Consider the following 16,723-nt stretch of genomic DNA (forward strand, 5'->3'; position numbering starts at 1 on the left):
TATAAGCTGTTCCCGAACAGGGGAATACAATGTTGGATTGGCTAAAGTCCTTGCTGGTGCGCCGCGGGCATTTCGCAGCGCTCGATGCTGCTGATTTCCCTGATTTTGCACCTGGCTCTGTCTGGTTGGTCGGTGCCGGGCCTGGCGCTCCAGGGCTCATTTCTCTATTGGGCTACCACGCCTTGGGTCAGGCTGAAGTAATTTTTTATGACGCGCTAGTCAGCGATCGCCTTTTGATACACGCCAATCCACGTGCGCAAAAAATCTTTGCCGGCAAACGCGGCGGCAAGCCAAGTCCGAAACAGGCCGACATCACGCTGCAATTGATCGATTGGGCACGCAAGGGCAAACGCGTCTTGCGGCTCAAGGGCGGTGACCCCTTCGTTTTTGGGCGCGGCGGCGAGGAGGCCGGGGCCTTGTTTCGCGCCAACCTAAAGTTCCGCATCGTGCCAGGTATTTCCTCCGGCTTGGGAGGACTGGCCTATGCAGGCATTCCAGTTACCCACCGTGAAACCAACCACGCGGTCATCTTTCTGACCGGTCACGATGAAACCGGCGATGTCTCGCCGTTGGACTGGCCCTCGATTGCCAAGGCCGCTCCGGTGATCGTCATGTTCATGGCCGTCAAGCATTTGAACACCATAGTTCAAAAACTTCTGGCAGCCGGTCGTGATCCTACTGACCGTCTCGCTATCGTCTCCAATGCAGCCTCGCCCCAGCAAACTGTTGTCGAAACCACACTCGCAGCGGCAAGTGACCTAGCCGATGTGCCCACGCCCGCGATTGTCGTTGTCGGGCCGGTCAGCGCCTATCGCGACGCTTTGGATTGGTATACCGGCCCCGCCCGGGAGAACAGTTTTGGTTAAGGGGCTGGTGATTGGCGCGCCGCGATCAGGCTCAGGCAAGACAATAGTCACCTTGGGTCTGCTCGCGGCCCTAAATCAGCGGGGCACTGACGTGGCGCCCGCAAAAACCGGGCCGGACTATATCGATCCGATCTTGTTGGCGCGGGCGGCACAACGTCAGGCGATCAATCTTGATCCGTGGGCTATGAGCGGGCACCGTCTCCAATATTTGGCAGCCAACGTCGATACCAACTATTTGCTGATTGAAGGCGTCATGGGCCTGTTTGACGGTGCCGCTGACGGCGCTGGATCGACCGGAGACCTGGCAGAACTATTGGAACTGCCGGTGGTGCTTGTCGTTGATGCCGACAAACAGAGCCAGTCGATTGCTCCCTTGGTGGCGGGCTTTGCCAACTGGCGATTTGGCGTGCAGATTGCCGGGGTGGTGCTCAACCGTGTCGCCAGTACCCGACATGAAAAAATGCTGAGCGAAGCGCTGTCGGCGACCGGTATTCCCTGCCTCGGCGCAATCCCGCGCAATGAGCAATTGGTGCTGCCCGAGCGCCATCTGGGGCTGGTTCTTCCCGCTGAAATCGACGTGTTCGATCATTTTCTGGCTCAAGCCGCCGAGGCCATGGGCAATTACATCGATCTGCCCCAATTGTTGGAGTTGGCTCGGCCAATCCAGAACGAGTCGGACGTGGCGCGGCTCGCGCCGTTGGGCCAGCGCATTGCCATTGCCCGAGATGATGCATTTGCCTTTCTCTATCCGCATCTGCTGGACGGCTGGCGAGCCGCAGGCGCGGAACTGTCGTTTTTTTCGCCATTGGCAGATGAGGCCCCCGATGCGGGAGTCGATGCTATATATTTGCCCGGCGGTTATCCTGAATTGCACGGGGCCGGCATTGCGGCGGCCGCAAAATTCAAGGCCGGCTTAAAGGCGGCTCAACAGCGAAACGCCCTCATTTATGGCGAGTGCGGCGGCTTCATGGTCATGGGCGAGGTCTTGCTCGACAAAACCGGTATTCCCCACGAAATGACAGGGTTGCTGCCGGTTGTTACGCAGATTGATCGCCCCAAGCGCATCCTTGGTTACCGCCGTTTGGCGCATCAAAGCGCCTTGCCCTGGCCACAATTACTCGCCGGGCATGAATTCCACTATTCCTCGGCCAAACAATCGCGTCTGCCGCCGCTTTTTCACGCCAATGACGCCCGGGGCGAGGCGCTGCCACCGATGGGCGCCGCCATCGGACGGACCATGGGCTCATATGCTCACGTCATAGATGTGGGCACGCCATGACAGGCTCGGGCGCTTATGTTCATGGGCACCGGCTCCGACGTCGGCAAATCCATGATCGTGGCGGGGTTGTGCCGCGCCATGGCCAATCGCGGTCTCAGAGTCGCGCCGTTCAAGCCGCAAAATATGTCAAACAATGCGGCGGTGACCGAGGATGGTGGCGAAATAGGGCGAGCCCAGGCCTTGCAGGCGCGGGCGGCGCGCCGGTCCGCGACCACCGCCATGAACCCGGTACTGCTTAAGCCGGAACAGGAAACAGGCGCCCAATTAGTTGTCCGCGGCAGGCGGATCAGGCTCGATGTCGGCGCGCGACTATTTCAAGAAGCGCGGTGACTTGTTGCCAGATGTGGTTGCCGCCTTTCGTGAGCTGGCAAGCGACGTCGACCTTGTGCTGGTGGAAGGTGCAGGTAGCGCGTCGGAGGTCAATTTGCGGGCCGGTGACATTGCCAATTTTGGTTTCGCTCGTGCGGCGCAAGTACCCGTGATTGTCATTGGAGATATCCAGCGTGGCGGCGTTATCGCGGCGCTCGTTGGCACCTTCGCTGTCATCGCGCCAAAGGATCGGGACATGATCGTGGCAACGCTTGTCAACAAGTTTCAAGGCGATCCGAGCCTGTTCAGTGCCGGTAAGACCTTTATCGCCGAACACACGGGACGACCGGTATTTGGACCACTACCCATGTTTTCGGACGCGGCAAAGCTTCCCGCCGAAGACGTTCTGGCGCTCGACGCACCACGTCAGACCAGCGGCGGTCGCCTGACCATAGCTGTACCGCGTCTGCCCCGTATTGCTAATTTTGACGATCTCGATCCATTGCGTGCCGAGCCGGAGGTCAATTTGGTAATTGTCGAACCGGGTAATCCGTTGCCGCCCCACGCCGATCTGATCATTCTGCCGGGCTCCAAGGCTACGCGCTCAGATCTCGCGTTCTTGCGGTGCGAAGGATGGGACATTGATATTATCGCCCACCATCGTGCGGGCGGCCGCATTGTCGGTATTTGCGGTGGGTATCAGATGTTGGGGCGCACCATTGCCGACCCCGATGGCATCGAAGGCGCACCGGGCACCAGTGATGGACTAGGACTGCTGGATATTGAGACTGTTCTGGCACCCGAAAAAACACTGGGCGTCGTTAATGGTTCAGAAGTGCCCGGTGGCCAGTCACTAACCGGCTATCACATGCACATGGGACTTACCCAGGGTCCCGATTGTGCCAGACCGTTTGCGCAAATCCACGGCCTGCCCGAAGGCGCGCGCAGCGCCAACGGTCAGGTCATTGGCACCTATTTGCATGGTGTGTTTGCCTCGGACGCTTTTCGCGCCGCCTTTTTGGGAGTCGCTACCAGTGCCCTGGCATACGAGGTCGGTGTCGACGCCGCGCTTAACGCACTTGCTGTCCATCTCGAATCGCATTTGGACCTCGACGCGCTTCTGGCGCTCGCCCAGCCCATGGATATTGCCTGATGCACGTACTTATCGCCCCCCTTGCGCTTTTGATCGAACGCTACACCGGTTATCCGTCGCACCTGATGAATGCCATTGGCCATCCGGTCATCTGGTTTGGCAAGGCTCATTGATTATCTTGAAGCCCGCGTCGATCGCCGTGAATGCATTGCCCAACAACGACGCGAAGCGGGCATAATCAGCATGGCCGTCCTGCTTGGCGTCACCCTTCTGGCGGCACTTCTTGTCCAGCAGTTGACCCGCCAGATTCCACAGGGATGGCTGCTCGAAATGCTGCTGGCGACCCCTCTGCTTGCGCAAAAGGAACTTGGACGAGCGGTCGCCGCTGTCGCTGAGGCCCTCGACTTTTCGCTCGACGCTGGTCGAGACGCTGTCAGCCAGATCGTTGGTCGCGATCCTGACCGCCTGGATGAGGCCGAGATTAGTCGTGCCGCCATTGAGACTCTTGCCGAAAGCACCTCGGATGGCGTCGTTGCGCCCTGGTTCTGGCTTGTACTTTTCGGCCTGCCGGGGATCGTCGCCTACAAGGCGATCAACACCGCCGATTCAATGGTAGGTCATATGAACGAACGATATCGCGACTATGGATGGGCAGCAGCAAAACTCGATGACCTTGTAAACTGGATCCCGGCCCGGCTCAGCGCGATCCTGATAACTGCTGCTTGTTTTATCGTCCCCTACGCCAGTCCCGACCGAGCTTGGGCAACAGCTGGTCGTGACGCCGTGAACCACGTCTCACCCAATTCAGGTTGGCCCGAGGCCGCCTTTGCCGGGGCGCTCGGCTTGTCATTGGGCGGGCCACGCAACTATGACGGAGAAACCCTCGATTTGGCAATAATGGGGGAGGGCAAGCGCGCCCTTGCAGCAAGCGACATATTGCGCGCGCTCCAACTCTACCGGGCGACCTTGAATATTCTCCTCGCTCTGAGCGTAATTGTCGCGCTGCTGATGCTGTCGGCTCTTGGCTAGAATTTTGTCAGCGGTCGACCGGACGGGTCAACCGTCTGCCCCTTTAGCGTCATCGGCAATCCGGCGGTGACGAAATATACATCGGCACACACTTCCGCCAATTGCTGGTGGGTCGATCCAGCTAGATCCCGAAATATGCGCGCCAGTACGTTGTCAGGTACGATGCCTTGGCCAACTTCGTTCGACACCAGAATAATTCTGCAATCCTCGATTTTTGCCAACGCGGACTCGAGGCCATCAACAGCGTCCGCCACGCTTTCATTGGCGCCCAGAAGGTTTGAGATCCACAGCGTCAGGCAGTCAACCAGAATCACGTCGTGGTTACTGGCGGCGCGCAACAGGCCAGGGGCGATGTCCAGCGGCTCCTCAATGGTGGTAAACCGTTGATCGCGCGTCCGTTGGTGATTGCCGATCCGCTGGCGCATTTCTTCATCCAGGGCCTCGGCGGTTGCCAGATAGGCTGGATGTTGTCCCGCCCTAAGTGCCAACCGTTCAGCAAATCCGGTCTTTCCAGAGCGGGCACCCCCAAAACGAGTACATGGCCGACCATCATTTTCTCTCCTTGGAGGTCGCACTTGCGCTCAGCGCAACCTTGCCATGAACAAACAGGCTCTTCGCCTGCCAATTTTGTCCCTTATCCTACTTTCGTCTAATGATCTTTCGCACTATGGTCCGCGCGAATTATTCGATGTAGGTCCAGCATATAGGACGGAGTGGGAAGCGTGCCCAGATATTATCTCGGCGTAGACGGTGGTGGCACCAATTGCCGCGTCCGTCTGGCCAACGAAAATCTCGAGACGCTTGCAGAAGTCCGCAATGGCCGGTCCAACCTGCAAATTGACGATGGCAACCCTGCTTATGCAGCGATTAGTGCCGGAACGCGTGAAGTATTCGAAAAAGCCGGGCTCGACTATGCTGCCACCGCCAGTACACATGCCTGTTTTGGCATGGCCGGCGGTCGACTGATTTCGGCTCGTGAAGAATTTGCAACCCGCAATTGGCCGTTTGCCCAGGTGCGGGTCTATGATGATATCGACATCGCCCACGCTGGCGCTCTGGGTGGTGAGGATGGCGCCGTCATAATTGTTGGCACCGGCTCGGCGGGCCTGGCCATCATCGATGGCCAGCGTCATCAGATAGGCGGTTGGGGATTTGAGATTGGCGACCAGATGTCGGGTGCGATATTGGGGCGGGAGCTTGTCCGAATTGCTGTCGAGGCCGCGGATGGCCTTGCTCACGAATCCGCACTCACCAAGGCGGTGATTGCAAAGCTCGGCGGCAACAATGACGCAGTGATGGACTGGTCATTCGATGACAACCGCAACCCGGCCGACTATGGCGCGTTGATGCCGATGTTCATTGACTACTACCAGCAGGGGGATGCGGTCGCCATCAAACTGATGGAGTTGCAACTCACCTACATTGATGCTTATGCCAATTGGTTCAAGGCGCGCGGCGCCAAGGTCATGGCAATAGTTGGCGGATTCGGGCAAGCCCTGTTTCCGTTACTTGAAAAGCGCTATGGCAGTTTTGTTGTCATGCCCAAATTTGAACCACTGCATGGCGCCCTGATCCTAGCCAAGCAGAATTTCGCGCCGGCCTGAACCTTGCATTGAAGGGACTATTCTATCGTGTCCAGCCGTATTATTCCAGTCCAGCCATTTGATTATGTTGTGTTCGGCGCCACGGGCGATTTGACCAGGCGCAAGGCTCATTCCTGCGCTCTATTATCGTTTCAAGGACGGTCAGTTCGACGAACAATCCCGGATTATCGGGGTATCGCGTTCAAAATTGAGCGACGCGGATTTCCAGAAGGTAGCACGCACCTCCGTCAATGAATTTGTCGGCAAGGAATATCACGACAAGGCGGTTATCGACCGTTTCGTCTCGATCTTCTCCTACATCGTCAATGACGTAAGCAATGAGGCAGGCTGGGGCGATCTCAAGGGAGCGTTGCGTGAAGATCCCAAAATCGTTCGTGCCTTTTATCTGGCTGTAGCGCCAAATCTGTTTGAGCCGATAGCGGAATATCTGGCCAAGAAGAAATTCTATCGCCGTGATTCACGCGTTGTCATCGAGAAGCCCTTGGGCCACGATCTGGAATCGTCGGTGGAAATTAACGATGGCGTCGCCAAGATTTTCCGTGAGGATCAGGTCTATCGCATCGATCATTACCTCGGTAAGGAAACGGTCCAGAACCTGTTGGCGTTGCGATTTGCCAACATGCTGTTCGAGCCGATATGGAACTCTGCCCATATCGACCACGTCCAGATAACCGTGGCCGAAACTGTCGGTGCAGGCACGCGCGGCTATTATGACGAGTCGGGTGCCTTGCGCGACATGATCCAAAATCACATGCTGCAACTATTGTGCCTGGTGGCTATGGAACCACCGGCATCGGACGATGCCAATGCCTTGCGCGATGAAAAACTCAAGGTCCTGCGCTCGCTCAAACCAATAGCCAATGGCGAGGTCTCGAAAATGACCGTACGCGGCCAATATCGCGGTATTTCCTCGGAAACCGTGTCGGTCAACGGTTATCAGGACGAACTGCCCGACGATAAGAAGGGAGTCGCACGGAAACGTTTGTCGCGGTCAAAGCGGAGATTGAAAATTGGCGTTGGGCGGGCGTGCCCTTTTATCTGCGCACCGGCAAGCGCATGGCCAAGCGGGTGTCCGAGATCTGCATCCAGTTCAAACCCATTCCTCATTCGATCTTTGATCACGCCGAAGGGGCGCCGCGATCCAATAAGGCTCATTATTCGATTACAGCCCGACGAGGGCGTCAAACTGATGATGATGATCAAGGATCCCGGCCCCGGTGGCATGCGCTTGCGCGAGGTGCCGCTCAATCTGAGCTTTGCCCAGACCTTCGCCGAACGTACGCCCGAAGCCTATGAGCGCCTGCTGCTTGACGTGATTAGAGGCAATCAGACCCTGTTCATGCGCCGCGATGAACTTGAGGCGGCATGGAAGTGGGTCGATCCAATCCGCGAGGCGTGGGAGGCTTCGTCCGATCCAACCCAGATATATACGGCTGGCACCTGGGGGCCCACAGCCTCGATAGCCTTGATCGAGCGGGATGGTCGCACCTGGCATGAGGACGAACTGACGTGAGCATTGACCGGCGCAGTTTCGAGGGTCGATTGGCACTCGCCAAGGAGTTGGCGAGCAATGTTGCCAGCCACATTAATACGTCGATCGAGGCCAACGGCGTAGCCGCGATTGCCGTATCGGGGGGATCGACTCCGGTCCGGTTCTTTGCGTCCCTTGGCAAGCACAAGGACATAGACTGGTCCAAGGTCATTGTTACCTTGGTGGACGAACGTTGGGTCGGTGAGACCAGCGACCGCTCCAACGCCATGCTTGTAAATGAGCGCATGTTGCAAGGCCCCGCAGCAATAGCGCGTTTTTTGCCGCTTTATACTGGTGGTCAAACACCCGACGCTGCCGCCATCGAGCGCACCAACGCGTTACTGGCCGATTTGCCACGCCCATTTTCGGCTGTAGTTTTGGGCATGGGGACCGACGGCCACACCGCGTCGTTCTTTCCCGGCGGCAACACATTGAGCCAGGCGCTCTCCAGTGAGGGACCGGCCTTGGCCATTGAGGCCCCAGGTGCTGGCGAGCCACGCGTGACCCTGACATTGCCATATCTACTCGATACCGACGCGCTTTATCTACACATTGAGGGCGATGAAAAGGCCAAGGTGCTCGAAGTCGCCCTCGGCGATGGGCCGGTTGAAGACATGCCCATTCGAGCCGTATTGCGCGCCGGAAAGCCTGTAACCGTCTATTGGGCGCCTTAGGCTCCTGGGGCGATCCCCAATTGATCGCCCCGGCCGCTCCAGCCGCCCGTGAAAGGAGCAATCATGACCGTGCAAAAAGCCATTCAGGACGTAACTGACCGCATCGCGGCCCGTAGCCGTGAAACGCGTCGCGACTATCTCAATCGACTGAATGCCGCCAAGGAAGCCGGCGTTTATCGCTCACGACTTTCCTGCGGTAACCTCGCCCATGGCTTTGCCGCCTCCAGCCCCTCCGAAAAAGCTGCGTTGGCGGGTAACAAGACGCTCAATCTGGGTATCGTCACCAGCTACAATGACATGTTGTCAGCGCACCAGCCGTACCAGAGCTACCCTGACATCATCAAGGCAGCTGCACGCGAAATTGGTGCTACCGCGCAGGTTGCAGGCGGCGTGCCAGCCATGTGCGACGGGGTAACCCAGGGGCAGCCGGGCATGGATCTGAGTTTGTTCTCCCGCGATGTCATTGCCATGGCGACGGCTATTTCGCTGAGCCATAATATGTTTGATGCTGGCGTTTTTCTGGGCATTTGCGACAAGATCGTGCCGGGATTGCTGATTGGCGCGCTGACCTTTGGGCACCTGCCAGCTGTTTTCGTGCCTGCCGGGCCAATGCCCTCGGGGCTGCCGAATGATGAAAAATCGCGCATTCGCCAGGCTCTATATGGAAGGCAAGGTGGGTCGGGCCGAGCCTGCTGGAGGCTGAGGCGAAATCGTATCACTCGGCAGGAACCTGCACCTTTTATGGCACCGCCAATTCCAATCAGATGCTGATGGAAATCATGGGCCTGCATCTGCCGGGCGCCAGTTTTGTCAATCCGGGCACGCCGCTGCGCGATGCGCTGACCCAGGAAGCGACGCGCCGGGCGTTGTCGTTGTCGGCGCAGGGCAACAATTATACCCCGGTCGGTCACGTCATCGACGAAAAGGCCATCGTCAACGGCCTTGTGGGGTTGCATGCGACGGGGGGGTCGACCAACCACACAATGCACCTGATCGCCATTGCGGCGGCGGCAGGGCTGACGGTGACATGGGACGACATGTCCGATCTGTCCGATGCCACCCCGTTGCTGGCACGAGTCTATCCCAATGGCGTTGCTGACGTGAACCATTTCCACGCGGCGGGTGGTATGGGCTTTCTCATTCAGGAACTGCTTGGCTCCGGCCACCTGCATGAAGACGTCAAGACGGTTTGGGGCACAGGCCTGTCCGGCTATTGTGTCGAAGCCAAACTGATCGAGGATAAGTTGAGCTTTGAACCGGCGCCCAAGGAGTCGGCGCTACCCAAGGTTCTGGCTTCGGCAAAGACGCCGTTCCAGCCAACGGGTGGGCTCAAGCTGTTGACCGGCAATCTTGGTCGCTCGGTGATCAAAGTGTCGGCGGTCAAGCCCGAGCATCGGGTAGTTGAAGCGCCTGCCCGGGTGTTTCATGGGCAGGAGGGCTTGCAGGAAGCGTTCAAGGCGGGTGAACTGACGGGCGATCTGATCGCTGTCGTGCGGTTTTCCGGGCCGCGGGCGATTGGCATGCCGGAGTTGCATAAGCTGACGCCGGCGCTGGGGCTGTTGCAGGACCGCGGCTTCAAGGTGGCGCTGCTGACCGACGGGCGGATGTCGGGGGCGTCGGGCAAGGTGCCGGCGGCGATCCACATGACGCCCGAAGCCATGGATGGCGGCGCGATTGCCAAGATCCGCGACGGCGACATGATCCGGCTCGATGCCAATGAAGGAACGCTGCAATTCCTGGGCGATGAGCGCGAATTCTTCTCACGCACCCCGGCCACCGAGGATCTGCGGCCCCAGCATTTCGGCATGGGGCGCGAATTGTTCGCGGGCATGCGCAGTCTGGTGGGCGTGGCCGACCGGGGCGCCAGCGTCTTTCAATAAGGCTAGCGCGTCCGCCCGAACAGCCTTTCTATGTCGCGCTTTTTGAGTTCGACATAGGTCGGGCGGCCGTGAATGCACTGGCCCGAATGGGGCGTCGCCTCCATATCGCGCAACAGCGCATTCATTTCATCGACCCGCAGGCGGCGGCCCGAACGGACCGAGCCATGGCAGGCCATGCGCCCGATAATGGCTTCCATCCGGTCGCTCAGTGCGGTGGTGGTTTCCCACTCGGCCAGCCCGTCGGCGAGATCGCGGATCAACCCCTCAATATCGGTTTGCCCAAGCAAGGCCGGGGTCTCGCGCACCGCAATGGCGCGGGCACCGAAGCGCTCGATATAAAGACCGAAACGCTCAAAGTCGGCGGCGGCATCCTCAAGGCGGACGCAATCTTCCTCGGGCAGGCTCGATAATGACGGGAATGAGCTGGGCCTGACTGGGCACCGGCCCGGACGCCAACTGGCTCTTGAAACGCTCATAAACCAGGCGCTCGTGGGCGGCGTGCTGGTCAACCAGCAATAGCCCGTCACCATTCTGGGCGATGATGAAATTGTCAAACATCTGGGCGCGGGCGGTGCCAAGCGGGTATTCGACGAGCCCCGCCGGTTCGCCCTCCTCAACCCGCCCGCTCGGCTCCGTAAACCCGGCAAAGCCGCGCTCGACGGGGATTGCAGAGGGGCGCGACCCATAGGCCAACGGCGTTTCGGCCAGAGGCGCGGGAGAGATTGGCCCAGCGGTGGAAGCGGGGGCGAGCGCCGGGGCCGGGGCGACGGCGTTGTCGTAAACGGGGGCGGTAAAGGCCCCCATGACATCTTCGGCAACGCTGGTTGAAGCCTTGAAACCGGCGTGGGTCAAGGCCTCGCCGATGGCGCGAATGACGGCGCTGCGCACGCCACCGGCATCGCGAAAACGCAGTTCGGCCTTGGCGGGGTGCACATTGACATCAACCTCGCCCGGATCGACCGCCAGATAGAGCGCAATGACGGGAAACCGGTCGCGGAAGGTGAAGTCGGCGTAGGCGGCGCGAACCGCCCCCATCAGGACCTTGTCGCGCACCGAGCGGCCATTGACGAAATAGAACTGGCTGAGCGAATTGGCGCGGGTATAGGTGGGCAGGCCCGCCAGACCGGCAACGACAACGCCGTGCCGGGTGGTGGCCAGACGGACCGCGTTCCGGGCGAAATCATCGCCAATGACCTGCGCCAACCGTCCGGCGAGCGCGCCATCGCCAGTGACAGCGGGCCAGTTGGCGGTGCTGCGGTCCGATCCGTTGAGAACGAAATGGACTTCGGGATTGGCCATGGCCAGACGCTTGACCACGTCGGTAATGGCGGTGGTCTCGCCCCGGTCGGTCTTGAGAAATTTCAGCCGGGCCGGAATACGGGCAAAGAGATTCTTGACCTCGATGATGGTGCCGCGATTCATCGCCTGGGGCAGGGGGCCATGCTTGTTGCCGCCCAAGACATTGAGCCGCAGACCGGTTTCAGCATCGCGGGTGCGGGTTGAAATGCTCAGTTCGGCCACCGAGCCGATGGAGGCCAGCGCTTCGCCGCGAAAACCAAGGGTGCGAATATCGTCAAGCGCGGCGTCGCCCAATTTGGAGGTCGCGTGCCGCTCGACCGACAGCACCAGATCGCGCGCATCCATGCCGTGGCCATCATCCTCGATGCGGATCAGGCTCTTGCCACCCCCGGCGGTGGTAATGACAATGCGGCTGGCCTCTGCATCGATGGCGTTTTCGACCAGTTCCTTGACAACGCTTGCGGGGCGCTCAACGACTTCGCCCGCCGCAATGCGGTTGATCAGATCATCAGGTAATTGCCGGATCGGCATGCAGCGATTCTCCTTTGCGCCAGCATAGGGGATCGCCACACGGTTTCCGACCCGCTTTGCATTTTGCCCACGACCAAATGCCCGCCCGGCGCAAACCGGCGGTTTTAAAAAGATTGCCACATGCGGCGAGAACCGGCCTCATGTGATTTTTAAGTGCGAGACTGGTCTCGCCGCATGTGATGGGCTTTCCGGACTATGGAGCGCTTTGTTCCGGCCTTGCCGGACAAACCCGTCACACGGACCCAGGAGCGCGCGACCGCCTCCCTCCCATCTGCTCTCCCACGGACCGTTCGTCGCGACCCCGCAATCGCGTGGGGAGTGAGGCTAGTATGGGGGAGGTTTTGGCGGTGGGGATAAGTTTTGCTTGGGGGCAGGAGTGGTTTTGGCGGGTCGCTGACCTTCTACCCGCCCCGGGTCATTCCGGCGGAGGCCGGAATCCATCATGATATGCACCAACCCGCCGTGAGGGCGGGAATATCTCACAATGGACCCCGGGTCACGCCCGGGGTGACACCGAGAGGGGAGACTCAGCGGACACGATTGTCAGCAAAGAGGCTCTCAATTGATAGCGGATACTATCGGGAGGGGCATGGGTTCTATTGGGGGGCACCCTGCTTGGTCGGAAGCACGATGCTGACCGACAACGGGAAACGGCCCAAGATATTGACGCGGTTCCTATGCCTGCAAACATTGTACAATGACATAAGATAAGCTGTCCCACATGGATGCGAGATGCTCCGGCGATGGCGCAAAATTTGGGGAGTGTACGTAGCGGTTCAGCGTATCTGCAGATATGAGCTTGTCTGACTGTTTGAATTTCGTTAACACCCCGAGCTGCTTTTTGTCCAACTTTTCTGCGGCGGCCAAGTGTTTACCAACCTTTTCAAGACGCGCAGCTAGTTTGTCCTGATCGTTGATAGGTACCTGCTTCTGGACAATATAGTTCTCGACTGCCAGTTCGAGTAGGACACGGAACATCACCGAAATCGCGTTGGGGTGCTTTGCCAACTCTAGGTGAAATTGAAGGCTCCTCCCAAACTTGGTGATGTCGCTGCAATCGGCCGGGCCAGATGAGTGAATAATCGACATGCGGAATTAGCGTTGTTCGAAGCGTTGGTTTGGGTGGTTTGCCGGGTTTAACTTTGCCCGTCGTGTTTTTTGTTCCTCTTACAGTAGCAGGTAGAGAATGATGGGCCGTGGGAAGGACGCCCTCACGATCAAGGCTGTCAAGGTAGGCGCGCTTGCCGTCCACATCCCAAACTTGGGCAAGGACAAGCTTTTTTCTGACAAGTCGCTTGCGACCCTCGCCATTGCGTCAACCGACGCAGCCTCGTTGTGGGTAAACTCGAAGCGCCCCTTGCTCACGCTAAACCCAAGTCGATTTCTGAACGGCTCGGCTGACAATAACCGGTTCATCGTCGAGCGCGGTATCTTTTTCTTAGGAAGCTTACCGGCTTCTTTGAGCAGCTTTTCAATCTCGTCCGAGACATTTATTCCACTACCTTGCCCGGTTCGCCCGACGAAAGTGGCTTTCATGCGATCGTCCCACGTCAGCTGTCCGACGCCATTCTGCGTTCCAGTATGTCGTCTGAACAAGATTTCATCGACGCGGTGGGGGTCTGTCTCCACTTGGCATTCAACCTGTTTGGGAAAAGTCCCTGTGAACAGCGATCGCTGCTTAGCAAAAAAGGTCTGAAGTTCGGCTGTGGGCGCTCTTCTGGGCTCATTGAGTAACTTGAGGCAAGTGATGCGTCGGTTCCCGTCAAATACAGTGAACTTGTTGCCCTGAGGACTGACCAGCGGAATCTCGAAAATTCGGCCCTTTTCGGTAATATCTTTTGCAAGGTTCCGCATATGCGCCTCGCGATGGTTAAAAAGCCACGCAATTGCCATCGGTTCGCTCTCCAACTCGCCGTGCCGGTCGTTCGCCTTGTTAATTTGGAGGTCGTTTAGGTTGATATTTCGAATTGGCATAGGCTCCCCCTTTTTAAGAGCCACCGTCCGCTGTTTGCGGATCGGGACTATCTACTTTTGCAGTTCCCTCTCAAGCAGTTCCAAATGGTACCTCCACCAATAGAGGGCTTCGCGGAACAGTTGGAAAGCATCTTGGCCATCGGCAAATTCGATGAAATAGCCGTTTTCGCTCCGACTGAGTTTTGCACCGAACGTGTACGTCTTTAAAATGTTGTTTCTTTCCTCCTCGATGAAGTTCCAAAATATGTCCGAGGACTGCCGGTCGGCCTTTAATGTCGCCCAAAAGCCAGCGACTATGGCTGCATGGGTCAAGGAATATTGAGAGTCGACCTTAGCGAGGACGTGGCCAATAGTCCTTAAAAGCGCGATTCCTGAAATCCAGTGAAGTCGCCATTCAGGCAGTTCTTCGTTTCTATCCACGATGTCGGAGTTTTCGAAAAGGAAAAGTATGCTAACGCAATCCCAATATGGTTCCCACGCCCTCAACGTTTGGGAGGGTGGGGTCCGAACAAAAATGTCGCCCGTGATAAAGCTAGCCATGGACCAACGATCGCGCACAAGTGAGGAGTCGGCAACTGAAAGCATTATTAGATTAACAGGTAATGCTTTTAGGTTATTCACTAAATTTCCCCAAGAACTTCTATAGAAAATCCACCGAGCCTCTTTGGCGGACAATGTAGTGTCGGTTACATGGATCTGAAGGCAGGCTCCTAGTATTCGGCAACTTCTAAAATTCATGCCCCCCAACCCGAAAGCGCAAACATGACAAGAACAATCGCGCTGACCTGTCTGGCCATGGTAGCGTTTGCGGCCAATTCGGTTTTGACGCGGCAGGCGCTGGGCAGTGGGGCGATGGATGCGGTGGGGTTTGCCGGGGTGCGGCTGGTATCGGGGGCGATCATGCTGGCGCTTCTGGTTACGCTGCGGGCCCCGAAAAGCTGGCGGGCGGTGCCGCGGCTGGGCAATTGGCAACAGGCGGGCGCGCTATTGGGTTATGCCATTGCCTTTTCGCTGGCCTATGCGCTGCTCAGCACCGGCACGGGGGCGCTACTTCTGTTTGTCAGCGTGCAATTTGGCATGATTGCCCGCGCCGTATGGACGGGCGACCGGCCGGGGGGCATTGAATGGCTGGGGATTGCCATTGCGCTTGCCGCCTTTGTCTATCTGGTATCACCGGGGCTTTCCGCCCCCGATCCGCTGGGTAGTTTTTTGATGGTGATCGCGGGACTAAGCTGGGCTGGCTATTCGCTTTTGGGGCGGGGATCGGCGCGGCCCTTGGCCGATGCCGCCGGCAGCTTTGTGCGGCTGGCCCCGATTGCGCTGATCATGGCGATCTGGGGCATTGTCCAGCATCCGCCGACCAGCGCGGGCGTATTGTTGGCCATTGGTTCGGGCGCGATTGCCTCGGGGCTGGGCTATGCCATCTGGTATGCGGCGCTGCCATTTTTAAGCCGGACGCGGGCGGCGGTGGTGCAACTGAGCGTGCCGGCCATTGCGGCGCTGGGGGCGGCGCTATTGTTCGGGGAAGTGCTGAGTGCGCGGCTGATCGTGGCTTCGATCGTGATCTTGGGCGGCATTGCCATTGCCATTGTGGGCGCCGAGCGCCGCCGGGTGCCGCTTGTCTGAGCGCTTGCCCTTCGCGGCAGGCCCGATTACCACACGAGCCATGCGAAAAACCGATCAGACACCGATGGAACTGGCGCTGACCCTGGCCGAAGAGGCCGCGGCCAATGGCGAAGCGCCGGTGGGCGCTGTCATCATGGAGGGGGAGCGGCTGTTGGCCAGTGCGCGCAACCAAATGCGGGCGCTCAATGATCCCACGGCCCACGCCGAAATGCTGGCCATTCGCCAGGCGCTGGCAACGCGCGGCAGCGGGCGGCTGGACGGGTGCGATCTTTATGTAACGCTGGAGCCTTGCGCCATGTGTGCGGGCGCCATTGCCCACACACGGCTGCGCAGGCTCTATTTCGGGGCGGGCGACACCAAGGCGGGGGCGGTTGAAAATGGGGTGCGGTTGTTTGACCAGCCGACCTGCCACCACGCGCCCGAAGTGCTGTCGGGCATTGGCGAGCAACGCGCAACGGCGCTGTTGCAGCAGTTTTTCAAGAGTTTGCGGCGCTGAGGCGGCGGTCTATTTGGAACCGGTGACCGGAATGCGCTCGGCGATGTAATCCTCGATCTTGCGATCCAGAATGCGCTTGAAGCGCTCCTTGTCGGCATCGCCCCGACTGATGATTTCGCGCGCCCGCCAATATTCCAGCGCCCCGAAATCGGCAACATGGGGGCGCACATAAACATCGGGCGGATAGGCGGCCATCATGTGGGCGGTCAGCGAATGCATCATGATCTGGGCCGAGCCGAACCAGATGTCGAGCGCCCGGTGATCGGTCTTGGTAATGCCTTCGGAAGGATCGCCATTGACGTCGATGCCGATCAAAAAGTCGGTGTCGATATCGGCCTGATCCAGCGGCAGCGGATTGACGACGCCCCCATCGACCAGCAGGTGATTGGCATAGCTGACCGGCTTGAACAGGGTCGGAATGGCAATCGAGCCAGCGATGGCCGAGCGCAACTGGCCATTGTTGAACACCACCTGATGCCAGGACTGGAAATCGGTGGCCACTACATAGAGCGGCACTTTGAGGTCTTTGAAT

Annotated in this window: 11 protein-coding genes and 5 pseudogenes; 10 read left to right on the plus strand and 6 right to left on the minus strand. The window is 58.7% G+C overall.

All coding sequences use genetic code 11. From position 1 onward, the window contains the following. Positions 1–29 precede the first annotated feature (29 nt). The 4 genes and pseudogenes from cobA (at position 30) to cbiB (ending at position 4,576) form a co-directional block, all read left to right on the plus strand. Entirely contained in the window at positions 30–866 is an 837-nt protein-coding gene (gene cobA, locus PSQ19_RS18065; RefSeq protein ID WP_282218882.1) for a uroporphyrinogen-III C-methyltransferase, read from the plus strand. Continuing rightward, positions 859–2,145: a cobyrinate a,c-diamide synthase gene (locus PSQ19_RS18070; RefSeq protein ID WP_282218883.1), complete on the plus strand. Its 1,287-nt coding sequence runs from the start codon at positions 859–861 to the stop codon at positions 2,143–2,145. Before cobA ends, PSQ19_RS18070 begins: the two co-directional genes overlap by 8 nt. Positions 2,146–2,160: 15 nt before the next feature. After that, positions 2,161–3,607, plus strand: a pseudogene (locus PSQ19_RS18075) (cobyric acid synthase). Further along, positions 3,607–4,576: pseudogene (cbiB, locus tag PSQ19_RS18080) on the plus strand (adenosylcobinamide-phosphate synthase CbiB). Before PSQ19_RS18075 ends, cbiB begins: the two co-directional pseudogenes overlap by 1 nt. On the opposite strand, the gene PSQ19_RS18085 reads toward cbiB, so the two are convergent. Then, on the minus strand, positions 4,573–5,064 hold the full coding sequence (locus tag PSQ19_RS18085) for a bifunctional adenosylcobinamide kinase/adenosylcobinamide-phosphate guanylyltransferase (protein WP_282218884.1): 492 nt from the start codon (positions 5,062–5,064) through the stop codon (positions 4,573–4,575). The pseudogene cbiB and the gene PSQ19_RS18085 sit on opposite strands and share 4 nt — an antisense overlap. 234 nt (positions 5,065–5,298) lie before the next feature. Here PSQ19_RS18085 and PSQ19_RS18090 point away from each other — a divergent pair, with 234 nt between their 5' ends. The 4 genes and pseudogenes from PSQ19_RS18090 (at position 5,299) to edd (ending at position 10,265) form a co-directional block, all read left to right on the plus strand. Beyond that, on the plus strand, positions 5,299–6,180 hold the full coding sequence (locus tag PSQ19_RS18090) for a BadF/BadG/BcrA/BcrD ATPase family protein (protein ID WP_282218885.1): 882 nt from the start codon (positions 5,299–5,301) through the stop codon (positions 6,178–6,180). Positions 6,181–6,207: 27 nt separating this feature from the next. Then, positions 6,208–7,693: pseudogene (zwf, locus tag PSQ19_RS18095) on the plus strand (glucose-6-phosphate dehydrogenase). Further along, the gene (gene pgl / locus PSQ19_RS18100; RefSeq protein WP_282218886.1) at positions 7,690–8,385 is read left to right on the plus strand and encodes a 6-phosphogluconolactonase; all 696 of its coding nucleotides are present in this window, start codon (positions 7,690–7,692) and stop codon (positions 8,383–8,385) included. The pseudogene zwf and the gene pgl overlap by 4 nt, the downstream one beginning before the upstream one ends. A 63-nt stretch (positions 8,386–8,448) precedes the next feature. After that, positions 8,449–10,265: pseudogene (gene edd, locus PSQ19_RS18105) on the plus strand (phosphogluconate dehydratase). Between the two features lie 2 nt (positions 10,266–10,267). Here the strand turns inward: edd and mutL are convergent. The 4 genes and pseudogenes from mutL to PSQ19_RS18125 all read right to left on the minus strand — a co-directional run bounded on the left by mutL (position 10,268) and on the right by PSQ19_RS18125 (position 14,690). Continuing rightward, positions 10,268–12,095, minus strand: a pseudogene (mutL, locus tag PSQ19_RS18110) (DNA mismatch repair endonuclease MutL). Between the two features lie 675 nt (positions 12,096–12,770). Continuing rightward, positions 12,771–13,184 carry a hypothetical protein gene (locus tag PSQ19_RS18115; RefSeq protein ID WP_282218887.1) on the minus strand — a complete coding sequence of 138 codons (414 nt, stop codon included), beginning with the start codon at positions 13,182–13,184 and terminating at the stop codon, positions 12,771–12,773. Between the two features lie 78 nt (positions 13,185–13,262). Next, entirely contained in the window at positions 13,263–14,069 is an 807-nt protein-coding gene (locus tag PSQ19_RS18120; protein ID WP_282218888.1) for a hypothetical protein, read from the minus strand. A 51-nt stretch (positions 14,070–14,120) separates the two neighbouring features. Next, a complete protein-coding gene (locus tag PSQ19_RS18125) occupies positions 14,121–14,690 on the minus strand; it encodes a hypothetical protein (protein ID WP_282218889.1) in 570 nt (189 codons plus the stop codon). A 141-nt stretch (positions 14,691–14,831) separates the two neighbouring features. On the opposite strand from PSQ19_RS18125, the gene PSQ19_RS18130 reads away from it, so the two are divergent. Continuing rightward, a complete protein-coding gene (locus PSQ19_RS18130; RefSeq protein ID WP_282218890.1) occupies positions 14,832–15,695 on the plus strand; it encodes a DMT family transporter in 864 nt (287 codons plus the stop codon). A 40-nt stretch (positions 15,696–15,735) separates the two neighbouring features. After that, complete coding sequence (locus PSQ19_RS18135) at positions 15,736–16,191, plus strand: nucleoside deaminase (RefSeq protein ID WP_282220745.1); 456 nt, start codon at positions 15,736–15,738, stop codon at positions 16,189–16,191. Between the two features lie 9 nt (positions 16,192–16,200). On the opposite strand, the gene PSQ19_RS18140 is transcribed toward PSQ19_RS18135, so the two are convergent. Next, positions 16,201–16,707: a patatin-like phospholipase family protein gene (locus PSQ19_RS18140; protein ID WP_282218891.1), complete on the minus strand. Its 507-nt coding sequence runs from the start codon at positions 16,705–16,707 to the stop codon at positions 16,201–16,203. Positions 16,708–16,723: the final 16 nt, after the last annotated feature.

The organism is Devosia algicola, assembly GCF_028816455.1.
Classification (GTDB): domain Bacteria; phylum Pseudomonadota; class Alphaproteobacteria; order Rhizobiales; family Devosiaceae; genus Devosia; species Devosia algicola.

Coding starts and splice junctions, on each gene's coding strand:
- PSQ19_RS18130 (WP_282218890.1), top strand. CDS start 14,832: ATGACAAGAACAATCGCGCTGACCTGTCTGGCCATGGTAGCGTTTGCG.
- PSQ19_RS18115 (WP_282218887.1), bottom strand. CDS start 13,184: ATGTCGATTATTCACTCATCTGGCCCGGCCGATTGCAGCGACATCACC.
- PSQ19_RS18120 (WP_282218888.1), bottom strand. CDS start 14,069: ATGCCAATTCGAAATATCAACCTAAACGACCTCCAAATTAACAAGGCG.
- cobA (WP_282218882.1), top strand. CDS start 30: ATGTTGGATTGGCTAAAGTCCTTGCTGGTGCGCCGCGGGCATTTCGCA.
- PSQ19_RS18135 (WP_282220745.1), top strand. CDS start 15,736: ATGCGAAAAACCGATCAGACACCGATGGAACTGGCGCTGACCCTGGCC.